Source organism: Phytomonospora sp. NPDC050363 (genome assembly GCF_040655735.1).
Lineage (GTDB): Bacteria > Actinomycetota > Actinomycetes > Mycobacteriales > Micromonosporaceae > Phytomonospora.
On sequence record NZ_JBFAKK010000002.1, the window covers coordinates 47,244 to 60,494 of the forward strand.

Annotated in this window: 14 protein-coding genes; 12 read left to right on the forward strand and 2 right to left on the reverse strand. The window is 70.1% G+C overall.

The window, feature by feature from the left end:
• Positions 1 to 62 precede the first annotated feature (62 nt).
• From AB0I28_RS04650 to AB0I28_RS04685, 8 genes are all read left to right on the forward strand, one after another.
• On the forward strand, positions 63 to 1,067 hold the full coding sequence (locus tag AB0I28_RS04650) for an ABC transporter permease (RefSeq protein WP_357489434.1): 1,005 nt from the start codon (positions 63 to 65) through the stop codon (positions 1,065 to 1,067).
• Complete coding sequence (locus AB0I28_RS04655; RefSeq protein WP_357489436.1) at positions 1,064 to 2,014, forward strand: ABC transporter permease; 951 nt, start codon at positions 1,064 to 1,066, stop codon at positions 2,012 to 2,014. The genes AB0I28_RS04650 and AB0I28_RS04655 overlap by 4 nt, the downstream gene beginning before the upstream one ends.
• Before the next feature lie 11 nt (positions 2,015 to 2,025).
• Positions 2,026 to 3,084, forward strand: a complete 1,059-nt coding sequence (locus AB0I28_RS04660; RefSeq protein WP_357489438.1) for an ABC transporter ATP-binding protein — start codon at positions 2,026 to 2,028, stop codon at positions 3,082 to 3,084.
• The gene (locus AB0I28_RS04665) at positions 3,081 to 4,124 is read left to right on the forward strand and encodes an oligopeptide/dipeptide ABC transporter ATP-binding protein (RefSeq protein WP_357489440.1); all 1,044 of its coding nucleotides are present in this window, start codon (positions 3,081 to 3,083) and stop codon (positions 4,122 to 4,124) included. Before AB0I28_RS04660 ends, AB0I28_RS04665 begins: the two co-directional genes overlap by 4 nt.
• A 52-nt stretch (positions 4,125 to 4,176) precedes the next feature.
• Complete coding sequence (locus tag AB0I28_RS04670) at positions 4,177 to 4,374, forward strand: hypothetical protein (protein WP_357489442.1); 198 nt, start codon at positions 4,177 to 4,179, stop codon at positions 4,372 to 4,374.
• Between the two features lie 49 nt (positions 4,375 to 4,423).
• On the forward strand, positions 4,424 to 5,257 hold the full coding sequence (locus tag AB0I28_RS04675) for a DUF1963 domain-containing protein (RefSeq protein ID WP_357489444.1): 834 nt from the start codon (positions 4,424 to 4,426) through the stop codon (positions 5,255 to 5,257).
• Positions 5,258 to 5,379: 122 nt separating this feature from the next.
• A complete protein-coding gene (locus tag AB0I28_RS04680) occupies positions 5,380 to 5,631 on the forward strand; it encodes a hypothetical protein (RefSeq protein WP_357489446.1) in 252 nt (83 codons plus the stop codon).
• A gap of 26 nt (positions 5,632 to 5,657) precedes the next feature.
• Positions 5,658 to 6,608, forward strand: a complete 951-nt coding sequence (locus AB0I28_RS04685; RefSeq protein ID WP_357489448.1) for a WD40 repeat domain-containing protein — start codon at positions 5,658 to 5,660, stop codon at positions 6,606 to 6,608.
• Here the strand turns inward: AB0I28_RS04685 and AB0I28_RS04690 are convergent.
• Positions 6,605 to 7,183 carry a TetR/AcrR family transcriptional regulator gene (locus AB0I28_RS04690; RefSeq protein WP_357489450.1) on the reverse strand — a complete coding sequence of 193 codons (579 nt, stop codon included), beginning with the start codon at positions 7,181 to 7,183 and terminating at the stop codon, positions 6,605 to 6,607. The genes AB0I28_RS04685 and AB0I28_RS04690 overlap by 4 nt on opposite strands.
• A 48-nt stretch (positions 7,184 to 7,231) precedes the next feature.
• On the opposite strand from AB0I28_RS04690, the gene AB0I28_RS04695 reads away from it, so the two are divergent.
• The 4 genes from AB0I28_RS04695 (at position 7,232) to AB0I28_RS04710 (ending at position 11,360) form a co-directional block, all read left to right on the forward strand.
• Positions 7,232 to 8,173 (forward strand): alpha/beta hydrolase, encoded by a 942-nt coding sequence (locus AB0I28_RS04695; protein WP_357489452.1) that lies wholly within the window; start codon positions 7,232 to 7,234, stop codon positions 8,171 to 8,173.
• 96 nt (positions 8,174 to 8,269) lie between these two features.
• Entirely contained in the window at positions 8,270 to 8,959 is a 690-nt protein-coding gene (locus AB0I28_RS04700; protein WP_357489454.1) for an RICIN domain-containing protein, read from the forward strand.
• A 522-nt stretch (positions 8,960 to 9,481) separates the two neighbouring features.
• Positions 9,482 to 10,399: a hypothetical protein gene (locus AB0I28_RS04705; protein WP_357489456.1), complete on the forward strand. Its 918-nt coding sequence runs from the start codon at positions 9,482 to 9,484 to the stop codon at positions 10,397 to 10,399.
• Positions 10,400 to 10,715: 316 nt separating this feature from the next.
• Complete coding sequence (locus AB0I28_RS04710) at positions 10,716 to 11,360, forward strand: hypothetical protein (RefSeq protein ID WP_357489458.1); 645 nt, start codon at positions 10,716 to 10,718, stop codon at positions 11,358 to 11,360.
• Between the two features lie 50 nt (positions 11,361 to 11,410).
• Here the strand turns inward: AB0I28_RS04710 and leuA are convergent, their stop codons facing one another.
• A complete protein-coding gene (leuA, locus tag AB0I28_RS04715) occupies positions 11,411 to 13,102 on the reverse strand; it encodes a 2-isopropylmalate synthase (protein WP_357490820.1) in 1,692 nt (563 codons plus the stop codon).
• Positions 13,103 to 13,251 lie beyond the last annotated feature (149 nt).

The following is a 13,251-nucleotide window of genomic DNA, read 5'->3' on the forward strand; positions in this document are numbered from 1 at the left end:
GGCGGTCGCGAGTCCGGTCTGTTCGGCGGTGGCCGAGCCATCGAAGCGCACGGAGGTCGCGGATGCTCCGATACATAGTCAGACGCCTGCTGCAGCTGATCCCCACCCTGTTCGGGTTGTCGATCCTGCTGTTCGCCTGGTTGCACAGTCTTCCCGGCGGTCCGGAGGCGGCGCTGCTCGACGTGCGCGCCACCGACGCCAAGCGGGCCGAGATCCGTTCGGCGCTCGGCCTCGACGAGCCGCTGCTGGTCCAGTACGGACGCTTCATGCAGCGCCTGCTGCGCCTCGACCTCGGTGACTCCTTCACCACGGGCACACCGGTCATGGAGGAGTTCGGACGGCGCTTTCCCGCGACCGTCGAGCTGACCATCGTCGCGATGGTCATCGCGATCGGCGCCGGCATCCCGCTCGGCTACCTCGCCGCCCGCAGGCACGGCCGGCTCTTCGACGGCCTGACCGTCACCGGTTCCCTGCTGGGCATCTGCGTGCCGATCTTCTTCCTCGGCTTCATCCTCAAGGCCATCTTCGCCGTCCAGCTCGGCTGGTTCCCCTCGCTGGGCCGCCAGACCCCGGGCATCGACGCGACGAGAGTGACCGACTTCTACGTCCTGGACGGGATACTCACACAAGAGTGGGACGCGTCATGGGACGCGCTCGTCCATCTCATACTTCCCGCGATCGCGCTGGCGTCCATCCCCTTCGCGATCATCGTGCGGATGACGCGCGCCAGCGTCCTCGAAGTGCTCGGTGAGGACTACGTCCGCACCGCCGAGGCCAAGGGCCTGCGCGAGAACACGGTTCGCGGACGCCACGTGCTGCGCAACGCGATGCTCCCGGTGGTCACCTCGATCGGCCTGCTGACCGGGGGTCTGCTGTCGGGGGCGGTGCTCACCGAGACCGTCTTCGTCTTCGGTGGCATCGGTTCCTTCCTGGCGACGGCGATCAGCAACCGCGACTACCCCGTCCTGATGGGCTTCATCATGATCATCGCGGTGATCTACGTGCTCATCAACCTCGCCGTCGACCTGTCCTACAGCGTCCTCGACCCAAGGGTGCGTGTGCGATGAGCACGAAGACCGAACGCATCGACCGCCTCGCCGAGCTGACCGCTCGCACCGACGAAGGCGGGCACGGCCTTTGGTACGAGGCCTTCCGGCGGCTGCGGCGCAGCCCCCTGGCGATCACCGGTGCCGTGATCATCGCGATCTTCGTGCTGATCGCGATCCTCGCGCCCTGGCTCGCGCCCTACGACCCCGCCTCGCAGCTGTGGCTCAGCGAGATCCGCGGCTCCGAGGGCTTCATCCCCGGCCCGCGACCCGAGAACTGGCTCGGCGTCGACGGTCTGGGCCGCGACGAGCTGTCCCGGCTCATCATCGGCTCGCGGCAGTCGCTGCTGGTCGGCGTCGTCGCGACCCTCCTCGGCTTCACCGTCGGCGCCATCCTCGGCGGCCTGTCCGGCGCCTTCCTCGGCATGTTCGGCAAGCCCGGCCGCTGGATCGACTCGGTCCTCATGCGCTTCAACGACATGGCGCTCGCCGTGCCGTCGCTGCTGCTGGCCATCAGCGTCGCCACGATCCTGGGACAGGGCCTGGTGACCGTCATGATCGCCGTCGGTGTCACCCAGGTCCCGGTGTTCGCCCGGCTCCTGCGCGGCTCGATGCTCGCCCAGTCGCACTCCGACTACGTGCTCGCCTCGACCGCGCTCGGCGTGCGCAAGAAGCGGATCGTGCTCAATCACATCCTGCCCAACTCGATGAGCCCGGTTCTGGTGCAGGCCACGCTGAGCCTCGCCACCGCGATCATCGAGGCCGCCGGGCTGTCCTTCCTCGGACTCGGCGGCGCCGACGCCTCCAACCCCGAGTGGGGCGTCATGCTCGCCGACTCGCAGCAGTACCTGGCCACGAACCTGCGCCTGGCGGTCTACCCGGCCGTCGCGATCATCATCACCGCGCTCGGCTTCACCCTTCTCGGTGAGGCCATGCGCGAGGCGCTCGACCCGAAGCTGCGGAAGTAGGGACGGACACGATGGCACTTCTCGAAGTAGAGGACCTCGCGGTCACCTTCCAGCGCAAGGGGACCCGGCCGGTGCACGCCGTCGACGGCGTCTCCTTCACCGTCGCCGAGGGCCAGGTCGTCGGCCTGGTCGGCGAGTCCGGCTGCGGCAAGAGCGTCACCTCGCTGGCGCTGATGGGTCTGCTGGCCAAGCGGGGCGTGAAAGTCGGCGGCCGGGCCCTTTTCGAGGGCAACGACCTGCTGACCATGCCGAACTCGTCGCTGCGGGACATGCGCGGCTCCGAGATGGCGATGATCTTCCAGGACCCGCTGTCCTCGCTGAACCCGGTCGTCCCCATTGGACTCCAGGTGACCGAGGTGCTCAAGCGGCACCGGGGCATGAAGGGCGAGCCGGCCCAGAAGGAGGCCGCCGACCTGCTCGACCGCGTCGGCATCCCCGACCCGCGCCGGCGGCTCAAGGAGTACCCGCACCAGTTGTCGGGCGGCATGCGGCAGCGCGCGCTGATCGCCATGGCGGTGGCGTGCAAGCCCCGGCTGCTCATCGCCGACGAGCCGACCACGGCGCTCGACGTGACCATCCAGGCCCAGATCCTCGAACTGCTCAAGGAACTGGTGGCGCAGGAGGGCACCGCGCTGATCATGATCACCCACGACCTCGGGGTGGTCGCCGGTCTGTGCGACGAGATCAACGTGATGTACGCCGGACGGGTCGTCGAGGCCGCCGCCCGCAGGCCGCTGTTCGCCAACCCGACGCACCCGTACTCGGTGGGGCTGCTGGGATCCATCCCGCGGCTCGACGCGCCGAAGGGCGAGAAGCTGCGGCCGATCCCCGGTTCGGTCCGCGACAACATCGCCTGGGTCGACGGTTGCGCTTTCGCGCCGAGGTGCGCCCACCGCACCGACGAGTGCCTCGACGGTCCGCCGGCGCTCGTGCAGACCTACACCGGCCACTCCTACCGTTGCGTGAACCCGTTCACCAGCGACGAGGTGGAGGCCGCCGCCGCGTCGGCACCGATCCTGCGCGCACCGGCCATTGTGGACCCCTCGACCGAGACGGACGGTGAAAGATGAGCCTGCTATCCGTACGCGACCTCAAAGTCCACTTCCCGATCAAGCGGGGCGCGCTCTTCGACCGCACCGTCGGGCACGTCTACGCCGTCGACGGGGTCTCCCTCGACGTCGAGCAGGGCCAGACCTACGGCCTGGTCGGCGAGTCCGGTTGCGGGAAGAGCACCCTGGGCCGCGCGGTCCTGCGGCTGGTCGACGTGACCGCAGGGCAGGTCCTCTTCGACGGCACCGATCTGGCCTCGCTGGGCGCCGAGCCGATGCGCAAGGAGCGCCGCCGGCTCCAGATGGTCTTCCAGGACCCGATGTCGAGCCTCGACCCGCGCCAGAACGTCGAGTCGATCCTGTCCGAGGGCCTCGCCGCGCACGGGATGATCGGCGACCGCAAGGCCCGCCGCGCGCACATCCAGCAGACCCTCGACGCCGTCGGCCTGCCCAGCGGCGCGCTGAGCCGCTACCCGCACGAGTTCTCCGGCGGTCAGCGGCAGCGCATCGGCATCGCCCGCGCGCTGGTCCTCAAGCCCGACGTCATCATCGCCGACGAGCCGGTCTCCGCGCTCGACGTGTCGGTGCAGGCGCAGGTCATCAACCTGCTGGAGGAACTGCAGGACGATCTCGGGCTGACCTACCTCGTCATCGCCCACGACCTGGCGGTCGTGCGGCACATCAGCGACACGATCGGCGTCATGTACCTCGGCGGAATCGTCGAGGAGGCGCCCAGCGACGTGCTCTACGTCAGTCCGCGCCATCCGTACACGAAGGCGCTGATGTCGGCGGTTCCCGTGCCGGACCCCGAGGTCGAGGACACCCGCGAGCGCGTGCTGCTCAAGGGCGACCTGCCCTCGCCGGCGAACCCGCCGTCGGGCTGCCGGTTCCACACGCGGTGCCCGTGGCGGCAGGAGACCCGTTGCGACACCGAGCGGCCGGAGCTGACGCTGGTCGCCGAGGGGCACAAGGTCGCCTGCCACTGGGCCGCCGAGATCGAGGCCGGCCAGATCCAGCCGAACAGCGAGGCGGTGGTCGCCGCGGCCGAGGTCGCGGCGTGAGGAATCCGGCCGACGGTGGCCATCGGCGGCGGGCATGGCCGACACTGGATTCATGAGCGCGAACGAGAAGGATACGGGCAAGAGCCGTACCGGCTTCGCGGTGTGGATCGCGATCGGCATCGCCATGGGCGCGGTGTTGGGTCAGGTCGCCTTCGACAACATCGCGATCGGCGTCGGCTTCGGTGTCGCGATGGGTGTGGCGCTGGGGTTGGCCTTCGACAGCGGTAAGAAGACGGACGGCAAGGACTGATCCACCCCGGTCGATCCGCTTGTCACACCTCCATGTTGAAATGCCCGGCATGGATCGCGACGCTGCTTTCGCCGCGCTGCAACAGTTCTGCGCCGACCGGCTCGGGGCAGAACTCGCCGCCGAGTACCTGAGGCTCGCCCGGCCGGGTTTCTCCCTCACCTGCGCCGAGCCGGGTGAGGCGACCGGGGAGTGCCGTTTCGGTGGGCGGGCGATGCTCGCGCCGGGTACGCCGTGGCCGAGGTGCGACGGTCATCCGCTGAGTTTGATCGCGGTACTGGACACCGATGCGCTCGGTTCCTGGCTCGACGGGATCGTGCCGCCGGGCACCGGGCTGCTCAACTTCTTCTGTCTCGACAGCGATTCCGACCACGCCGACCCGGTGGCCTTCGACATCGCCGGGAAGCACTCGGCCTCGGCGCCGCAGATCGGCGTGGTCATCGCGGCTCCGGCCGCCACGGCCGTCGAGACCGGAGCGCCCGAACGCGCGAGCGAGTTCGAGGCGGAGGAGTGGAAGGCGACTGCGGGGTTCTGCTTCCCCGACGACTGGGACCCGGCCTGGAATCTGATGTTCCCCGGGACCGGCGCCGACCACTACGCGCTGCGGTCGAGGATCCTCGATCAGCTCACCGACTGGGACGAGCGGCCCGGCGCGGTGGTGTCCGAGGACATCGCCTTCGGCCGCCCGCAGTTCCCGACCGGCAGCGCGCCCTACATCGGCGACGGCTCCGATCCCAACGACTACCACCACCTGCTGCAACTCGGCGGGAACGAGCGTGAGTGGTTCATCGGCGGGGAGGGCGGCGTCATGCACTGGTCCATCCCGTCGGCGGCGCTGCGGGCCGGGGACTTCAGCCGGGCCGTCCCGACTCCGGACCACTTCTAGGAGTCCGGCATGGATCGTGAGGCCACTTTCGAGGCCCTGTACCGCTTCTGCGCCGACCGCCTCGGCGTCGGACTGGCCGCCGAGTTCGTGAGACTCGCCTGGCCGGTGAGAGGGGCGTCGAGATGATCGAGACGATCCGGGTGTCCTCGCCGAAGCTGGGCGTCGCCTTCGGCCGGCCGGACTTCCCCTCCGGCGGTTCCCTCGCCATGGATCCCAAGATCGACTCCCGGGACCTCCACCACCTGCTCCAGCTCGGGGAGGACCACGAGTGGGAGATCGGCGGGGAGGGCGGGGTCATGCACTGGTCCATCCCGACGGCGGCGCTGCGGGCCGGGGACTTCACCAGGGCGATCCCGACGCCCGACATGTTCTAGGACCACCGACCCCACCGAAGGCAGAGATGATCCGCCAGATCCTTTCCAGCACACCGATCCCCAACGGCACCACCATCACCGACGTCTCCTTCGCCGACCACGGCGGTTCCCCGCTCGTCGTCTGCGCCGACCGCTACGGCGGGCTGTGGATTTGGTCGCCGGCGACGGGCGAGTGGGCGGCCAAGCCGGTGCCCTTCGCACACGCCGCCGATCCGGTGATGGAGCCCTATCCCGACGCAGGCAACGAGTTCGATCACATCGCCCTGGCCGATGTCGGCGGCCGCCTGCTTCTTGCGGGCGGCGGCGACGAGCAGGAGCCGGCGGTGTGGGACTTCGAGACCGGCGAGATCGTCGCACGGGTGCCGGTCACCGGCGCCTACCTCACCGACATCGTGGCCGTCGGCGGCGCTTTCGTGACCGCCGAGCAGTACGCCGAGCGTGCGCGCTTCTGGTCGCCCGCACCGGATCGGGTGCTCGGCGAGGTCTCCTCGCTGTTCTGCCTCGCCACCGCGCGTGCGTGCGGGCACGACCTGGTTCTGGCGGGCGGGGTCGGAGCGGTGGCGTGGGACGCCGTCACGGGCGCCAAGATCGCCTCCTGCTACGTCGATGACAACGACGAGCGGATCTGGGGCGTGACGGCCTGCGACGCCGGCGGCCGGTCGTTCGTCGTGGGCGCCACCGAGTACGGGCGCGTGTGCGTGTGGAACTTCGACGCGGGCGGCACGGAGGAGGACTACGCGCAGGTCAAGGCCGCCGAAGGCGAGCTGGAGGACGTCGAGGTGCTCACCGTCGACGGCCGCGTCCTGGCGGTCACGGCCGCCGACGGGGGCGGCCTGCGGCTGTGGAACGTCCCGGATCTCGGCGAGGCGGGGCACGTCAGCGGCCACGAGGTGAGCGTGATGGAGAAGGCGCTCGTCGACGGCCGCGAGGTCCTGATCACCGGCGGAAACGACGGCACGATCCGCTTCTGGCGCTAGGAGGCCAGTTCCCGCTCGACCGCCGCGACGACGATCTCGCCCGCGCTCAGCACCGGCTCGGGGCTGCGCAGAGCGCGGGCGAGCACGAAGGCGCCCTCCAGGCTCGCGATCGCCGACACGGCAAGGGTTCGCGCCCTCGCCGGGGCGATCCCGGCCTCGGTGAAGCGGGCCGCGGCCTGCTCGATCCAGTCGGTGAACACCTCGGCGGTGGCCTGCCGCAGGTCGTCGTCGGTGCTGGCGACCTCCAGCGCGATCGCGGCGATCGGGCAGGCGTCGGCGTAGTCGCCGGCCTCCAGGACCTCCGCGGCGCCGGCGAACCAGGCGCGCAGTCCGGCGACGGCGTCCTCGGCGCGCACGACGTCGAAGGTCCGGGCGTACCCGGCGCCCTCGGTGCGGATGATCTCGGCGGCCAGTTCCCTTTTACCGCCGGGAAAGAAGTGGTACAGCGAGCCGAAGGGCGCCCCGGCCTCGCCGGTGATCTGCTTGAGCCCGGTGCCGGTGTATCCGTTGCGGCGGAAGAGGCGTGCCCCGGTGTCGAGGATGCGGCGCCTCGTCGGCGACTTCGATGCGGCCATGCCGCAAGTGTAGGGTCACGCTAGAGCGATCTATCAAGAGGAGTCGCCGTGACCCCCGAACCGGCCCCGTCCGCGCCGCTCCTGCTGGCGGACCTGCCGTCCGGCCCGATGCACTATCGCGCCGAAGGCCCCGCGAACGCGCCGCCGATCGTCTTCCTGCACGGCCCGCTCATGGACGGATCGGTCTGGGACGACGTCGTCGGCCGGCTCCGCGACGGCTACCGATGCATCACCCCGACCCTCCCCCTCGGCGCGCACCGCCTCCCCATGCCGGCTGACGCCGACCTGTCCATCCGGGGCGTGGCGCTGCTCGTCGAGGAGTTCCTGGAGGCCCTGGACCTCACCGGTGCCACGCTCGTCCTCAACGACTGGGGCGGCGCCCAGGTCCTTCTCTCCGAGCGCCGGACCGAACGCCTCGGCCGGGTCGTGCTCACCTCCTGCGAGGCCTTCGACAACTACCCGCCCGGCACCCCCGGCCGCACCCTGCGCGCCGCCGCCCGCGTCCCCGGCGGCCTGTGGCTGCTGTCGCGGCTCTCCGGGTCGCGTGCCTACCGTCGTGCGCCCAACGGCTGGGGCGCCATGAGCAAGCGGTCCGTGCCCGCCGCGATGATGGACGCCTGGTTCGCGCCCTCGCGGCAGTCCCCGCTCGTGCGCCGCGACCTGCGCAAGTACCTGCTGTCGGTGCCCCCGCGCGAAACGCTGCTCGCCTGGTCGGAGGCCATGCGGGGGTACGCCGACCCCGTCCTGGTGGTGTGGGCGGCCGAGGACCGGCTCATGCCCCGCGAGCACGGCCGGCTCCTGACGGAGCTGTTCGCCGACGCCCGGCTCGTCGAACTCGACGACTGCCGGACACTGATTCCCCTCGACCGGCCGGAAGCGCTCGCCGGCGAGATCGTCCGCTTCGTCGGCAACGGGACCGTTGTCCAGCCGTTATACCACCGTGATCGGGGCGGCGAAGATCAACCCGAACGGAGGAGGCCCGCGCGCTGAGCATCTGAAATCTGTTTCGGGGGTGTTGCGCGCGCCACGTTTGCCTCTATGCTGACCCGCACGGGACCACGCCCTAGGTCCCGCTGGAGGTGTGGCATGCGGTCCAAAGACGCGCTGATCGCGGGTGTGGTGGCGCTGCTGGCGTTCGGTACGGTTTTCACCGGCCTGAGCGTGATTCGCGGCGAATTCCGCGACAACACCGTCGACATGTACCGCGACTACGACAGCGGCGAGCCCGGCGGTCGCGATTTCGCTTTGCCCGACTCCGGAAACGATCCCGCTGCCGCGTCCCCCGCCGCCGGACCGGAGGTCCCCCTCGCCGACGGCGCCTACGTCCTGCGGCCCGCGCACTCCCTCAAGTGCCTGGCCGGAGCCGACGTCGACGGCCGCGTGCTCCTTGTCCAGCGGACCTGCCTGCTCGGCGAGAAGGCCCCCGTCCAGCCCGAGACGATGCCCACGATCCAGCTGACCGAGACCGGCGGCGGAAACTACCTCGTGCAGCTGGCCGGGGCGGCCGGGCTGTGCATGACCGTCGACTACGGGATCGGCGAGGAGGGGCGCCTGGTCGGACAGCAGGAATGCAATCCCGGCCTCTATCACCAGCGCTTTATTCTCAAAGCGGTGAAAAGCCCCGTGGCGGGTGGATTCCAGATTCGTCCCGAACACAGCGAACTGTGTTTGACCGTCCCGAAGAGCAGCACCAAGTCGGGCGTTTCACTCGTGCAATCCGAGTGTAAGAAGAATGCGGCCAACCAAGAGTTCATGGTCGACCCGGCGATCGTCTGAATCGGCTGTCCGACAGTCCCATTCCGGCCCCACTGTCACACCCTGGATCTAGAATCAAGGCAGATCTGCGTCACCGCCGGGGGAAGGACGTGGCATGCCGGATTCTGTCCAGAAGTTCACCGTCCACAGGGGATTCACCAGGGTCTGCCGGACCCTGCTTCGCAGGCTCCGCACGCCGTTGATCAAGCGCGACGGGGCCCCGCAGGACCCGCACGACTCGCTCGGCGTGCACTCGGCGCTGGAGTTGCCGTGGCGTGATCCGCCGTCGGTGCGACCGCGCAGAGTGCGCGGATGGTGGCGGCGGACGCGCGATTCCTTAAACCGGAGCTTTAATCGGACGCGAGTACTGCTTGCCACGATGATCATTTCGCCGATACTGGCGATCCTCGCCGGTTCCTGCGCCTACTTGAACTCCCGGTGATCATTTAGCCTCGGTCCGGTTCATCCCTTTTGTTCCGCCGCCCCCCACGCGCTCGGTGCTGTCCGTACGCTATCGCCCAAGACTGTCGAAAGGACGGGCGTATGGCGCAGACCCCACCCGCCGACCACGAGCCGCAACCGGATCTCACGGCACCTTTCGCCTCACTCGCCGACACCCACCGGCGAGCACGGCCGATCCGGCCCGCCGCACCGGCGCGAGCCGTGCCTCCGGCGAAGAAGAAGACGCCGGCCAAGAAGCCCGCGGTCAAGAAGACGCCGGCCGAGAAGACCCCGCCCGAGAAGCCCGACCCGAAGCCCGCGGTGAAGGCCTCGCCACGACCGAAGCGAACGGCACCGAAGCCGGAACGCGCGAAGAAGACGGCTCGCCGGGCCCGGCCTCCGCGCGCCAGGCGGACGCCGATCCTCGTGCGGCTGTTCGACCGCACGCCGACCGCCCGCCGCCGGGCCGCGCCGAGGCTCTCCCCCGACACCGGCACGACCAGTGGCATCGCGTGGAGCGTGCGCTCGCTGGTGCTCGTTGCCGGAGTCGGGATCACCATCGCGCTCGCCGGTACCTGGAACGGCGACGGGCCGACGATCCCCGAGGCGCAGCCGATCGAGGAGATGGCACCGCCCTCGCTGGACCCGGCGGCCGGCCCGACCGGTGCCGAGCCGACGACCACCCCGCCGGCCGAGAAGCCGGACAAGCCCAAGGCCCCCGACGACGATGACGACAAGGGCGACTCGGGCTCCGACGGTGGCGGCGGCTCCGACGGAGGCGGCTCGAACGGGGGCGGTTCGAGCGGCGGCGACGACGCGAAGCGTCCGGCGCCGGAGCCGACGGACGAATGCCCGGCGGACATCTGTTACGTGCCCGACCCCGAGCCGACCGAGGAGTACGACCCCTACGAGCCCGACCCGTACGAGCCTTACGAGCCCTACGAGCCGCCCCCGGACGACGGTGGCGGCGGCCAGCTGTGCAGCGTCGACCCGATGACGGGCCAGGTCTGGTGCTACTAGAGCCTGGCCGTCGGTCGCCGCGGATGCCGCAGCCCCGCTGCCGCCCAGCGGTCACGCCCTAGAAGGGGACGCCCCCGCCGAAACGGGGGGCGTCCCCTTGCCCGGCGAGGGCTGTGCGTCCTGCCCGGCTTCATGCGCCACCTCTGGCGGATCCTGGCCGCCCTCGCCGACCTGCACGGCCCGGCGACGTCCGGCTCGTTGTCCATTTCGACAGCTGATGTCAGGGGGCTTTTCCCTACCCTGACACCGAAACCGGGGTAACCCTCCGGGTCTTCACCGATACCGGCCCCCTTCGCCCGGTCGTAGCGTTTCGCCCATGACGACCGCCACCGCCCCCGCAGTCCCCGCCGCCCCCCGGCTGCTCACCTCGCCCGCAGCGATCGCCCTGGTCGCCGCCCCCGCCCTGTGGATCGTCGGCTGGGTCTTCATGCGCGTCGACGGGCACACCGGCCCCGGCTGGGGCTGGCACAGCGCCCACCTCATCTGGGTCGTGAGCTTCCTGCTCTTCGCCGTCGCCTCCGTCGGCCTGCACCGCCTCGCCGACGCCCGCCACGTCGGCAGCCGCGCCGGGAGCATCACCGGCCTCATCCTGGCGCTCGCCGGCGCCGCCGCGATGCTCGTGCAGATGGGCATCGACCTCTACGTCGGCTTCACCAGCGCCACCGACGCCGAGATGAGCGACAACTACGACCCCTTCCTCGACAAGCCCTGGATCGACCTGACCTTCTTCCAGATCGGCCCGTCGCTGCTGTTCATCGGCCTGCTGATCCTCAGCATCGTCGTCACCGTGCGCGGCAAGGCCCCGGTGCTCACCCCGATCCTGGTCGGCGTCGGCATCACGATGATGGTCCTGGGCCGCACCGCCCTGCCCGACAGCCTGCGCTTCGTCGAAGGCGTCGGCGAGCTCGTCATGTGGATCGGACTGGTCGCGGTGGTCCGGCACAAGGCCGTGGCCCGCTGACGGACACGAAGAAGCCGGAGTCCACAAGGGACTCCGGCTTCTCGTCGTCGTTATCCGGCGTACGCGCGGTTCACCGCGCTCGCGACGGCCCGCATGGAGGCCGTGACGATGTTGGCGTCCACTCCGGCGCCCCACAGCGGGTCTCCGTCGACGGCGCACTCCACATAGGCCGCGGCCTTGGCGTCCCCACCGGACGACATCGCGTGCTCGGCGTAGTCGAGGACCTGCACTTCGATGCCCACAGTGGACAACGCGTCCACGAAGGCCGAGAGCGGGCCGTTGCCGGTCCCGGTGACCTTATGCTCGACCTCGTCGACGTCGATGGTCGCCGACACCACGACGGCGCCGTCGGCGCCCGTGGTGGAGCTGTGCTCGCCGATGACGACCCGGCGCGCCGGGCGCTCCAGGTACTCCCCGGCGAAGATCTCCCACATGCGCTCCGGCGACACCTCGCCGCCCTCGGCGTCGGTGTGGGCCTGCACGACGTGCGAGAACTCGATCTGCATGCGGCGCGGCAGTTCCAGCTGGTACTCGGTCTTGAGGATGTAGGCGACGCCGCCCTTCCCGGACTGCGAGTTGACCCGGATGACCGCCTCGTAGCTGCGGCCCACGTCCTTCGGGTCGATCGGCAGGTACGGCACGCCCCACGTGAACTCGTCGACGGACACGCCCGCGGCGGCCGCGTCGGCGGCGAGCCGGTCGAAGCCCTTGTTGATCGCGTCCTGGTGCGACCCGGAGAACGCCGTGTACACCAGGTCGCCGGCGTAGGGGTGGCGCTCGTGCACCGGCAGCTGGTTGCAGTATTCGACGGCGCGCTTCACCTCGTCGATGCGCGAGAAGTCGATCATCGGGTCGACGCCCTGGCTGAACAGGTTCAGCCCCAGCGTCACCAGGTCCACATTGCCGGTGCGCTCGCCGTTGCCGAACAGGCAGCCCTCGACGCGGTCGGCGCCGGCCATGACGCCCAGCTCGGCGGCCGCGACGCCGGTGCCCCGGTCGTTGTGGGGGTGCAGCGACAGCACGACCGACTCGCGGCGCGGCAGGTTGCGGTCCATCCACTCGATGGAGTCGGCGTACACGTTCGGCGTGGCCATCTCCACCGTCGCGGGCAGGTTGATGATCAGCGGCCGGTCGGGGGTCGGGTCGATGACGTCGATGACGGCCGAGCAGACCTCCAGCGCGTAGTCGAGCTCGGTGCCGGTGTACGACTCGGGTGAGTACTGGTAGCGGATCTCGGTGTCGGGCGTGTAGTGCTCGGCGTACTTCAGGCACGTCCGCGCGCCCTGCGTGGCGATGTCGGTGATGCCCTCGCGGTCCAGGCCGAACACGACGCGGCGCTGGAGCGCCGACGTCGAGTTGTAGAAGTGCACGATCGCGCGCTTGGCGCCGACCAGGGACTCGAAGGTGCGCGAGATCAGGTGGTCGCGGCACTGGGTGAGGACCTGGATGGTGACGTCCTCGGGGATCAGGTTCTCCTCGATGAGCTGACGCACGAAGTCGAAGTCGGTCTGGCTCGCCGAGGGGAAGCCGACCTCGATCTCCTTGTAGCCCATGCCGACCAGCAGCTGGAACATCCGGCGCTTGCGCTCGGGCGACATCGGGTCGATCAGTGCCTGGTTGCCGTCGCGCAGGTCGACCGCGCACCACTGGGGGGCGGCCTCGATGGCGCGGGTGGGCCAGCGGCGGTCGGGCAGGTCTACCGCGAAGGGCTTGCCGTAGGCGGTGTAGCGCTGTACCGGCATGGGGCTGGGCTTTTGTGATGTGGCGGACACGCTGGGGACTCCTCGAAATGTGGTCTGCGGTCTTGGTGGACGGGCGCAGCCGGCGCGCGGAACCTCCGCGACGGGGTGCCAGCTCTAGCGAGCCCCGCCGCGGCGACCAAGAAGGAGTC

Bases quoted from the DNA above. Each gene is read 5' to 3' on its own strand.
- AB0I28_RS04650 (WP_357489434.1), top strand. From the start codon at position 63: ATGCTCCGATACATAGTCAGACGCCTGCTGCAGCTGATCCCCACCCTG.
- AB0I28_RS04655 (WP_357489436.1), top strand. From the start codon at position 1,064: ATGAGCACGAAGACCGAACGCATCGACCGCCTCGCCGAGCTGACCGCT.
- AB0I28_RS04660 (WP_357489438.1), top strand. From the start codon at position 2,026: ATGGCACTTCTCGAAGTAGAGGACCTCGCGGTCACCTTCCAGCGCAAG.
- AB0I28_RS04665 (WP_357489440.1), top strand. From the start codon at position 3,081: ATGAGCCTGCTATCCGTACGCGACCTCAAAGTCCACTTCCCGATCAAG.
- AB0I28_RS04670 (WP_357489442.1), top strand. From the start codon at position 4,177: ATGAGCGCGAACGAGAAGGATACGGGCAAGAGCCGTACCGGCTTCGCG.
- AB0I28_RS04675 (WP_357489444.1), top strand. From the start codon at position 4,424: ATGGATCGCGACGCTGCTTTCGCCGCGCTGCAACAGTTCTGCGCCGAC.
- AB0I28_RS04680 (WP_357489446.1), top strand. From the start codon at position 5,380: ATGATCGAGACGATCCGGGTGTCCTCGCCGAAGCTGGGCGTCGCCTTC.
- AB0I28_RS04685 (WP_357489448.1), top strand. From the start codon at position 5,658: ATGATCCGCCAGATCCTTTCCAGCACACCGATCCCCAACGGCACCACC.
- AB0I28_RS04690 (WP_357489450.1), bottom strand. From the start codon at position 7,183: ATGGCCGCATCGAAGTCGCCGACGAGGCGCCGCATCCTCGACACCGGG.
- AB0I28_RS04700 (WP_357489454.1), top strand. From the start codon at position 8,270: ATGCGGTCCAAAGACGCGCTGATCGCGGGTGTGGTGGCGCTGCTGGCG.
- AB0I28_RS04705 (WP_357489456.1), top strand. From the start codon at position 9,482: ATGGCGCAGACCCCACCCGCCGACCACGAGCCGCAACCGGATCTCACG.
- AB0I28_RS04710 (WP_357489458.1), top strand. From the start codon at position 10,716: ATGACGACCGCCACCGCCCCCGCAGTCCCCGCCGCCCCCCGGCTGCTC.
- leuA (WP_357490820.1), bottom strand. From the start codon at position 13,102: ATGCCGGTACAGCGCTACACCGCCTACGGCAAGCCCTTCGCGGTAGAC.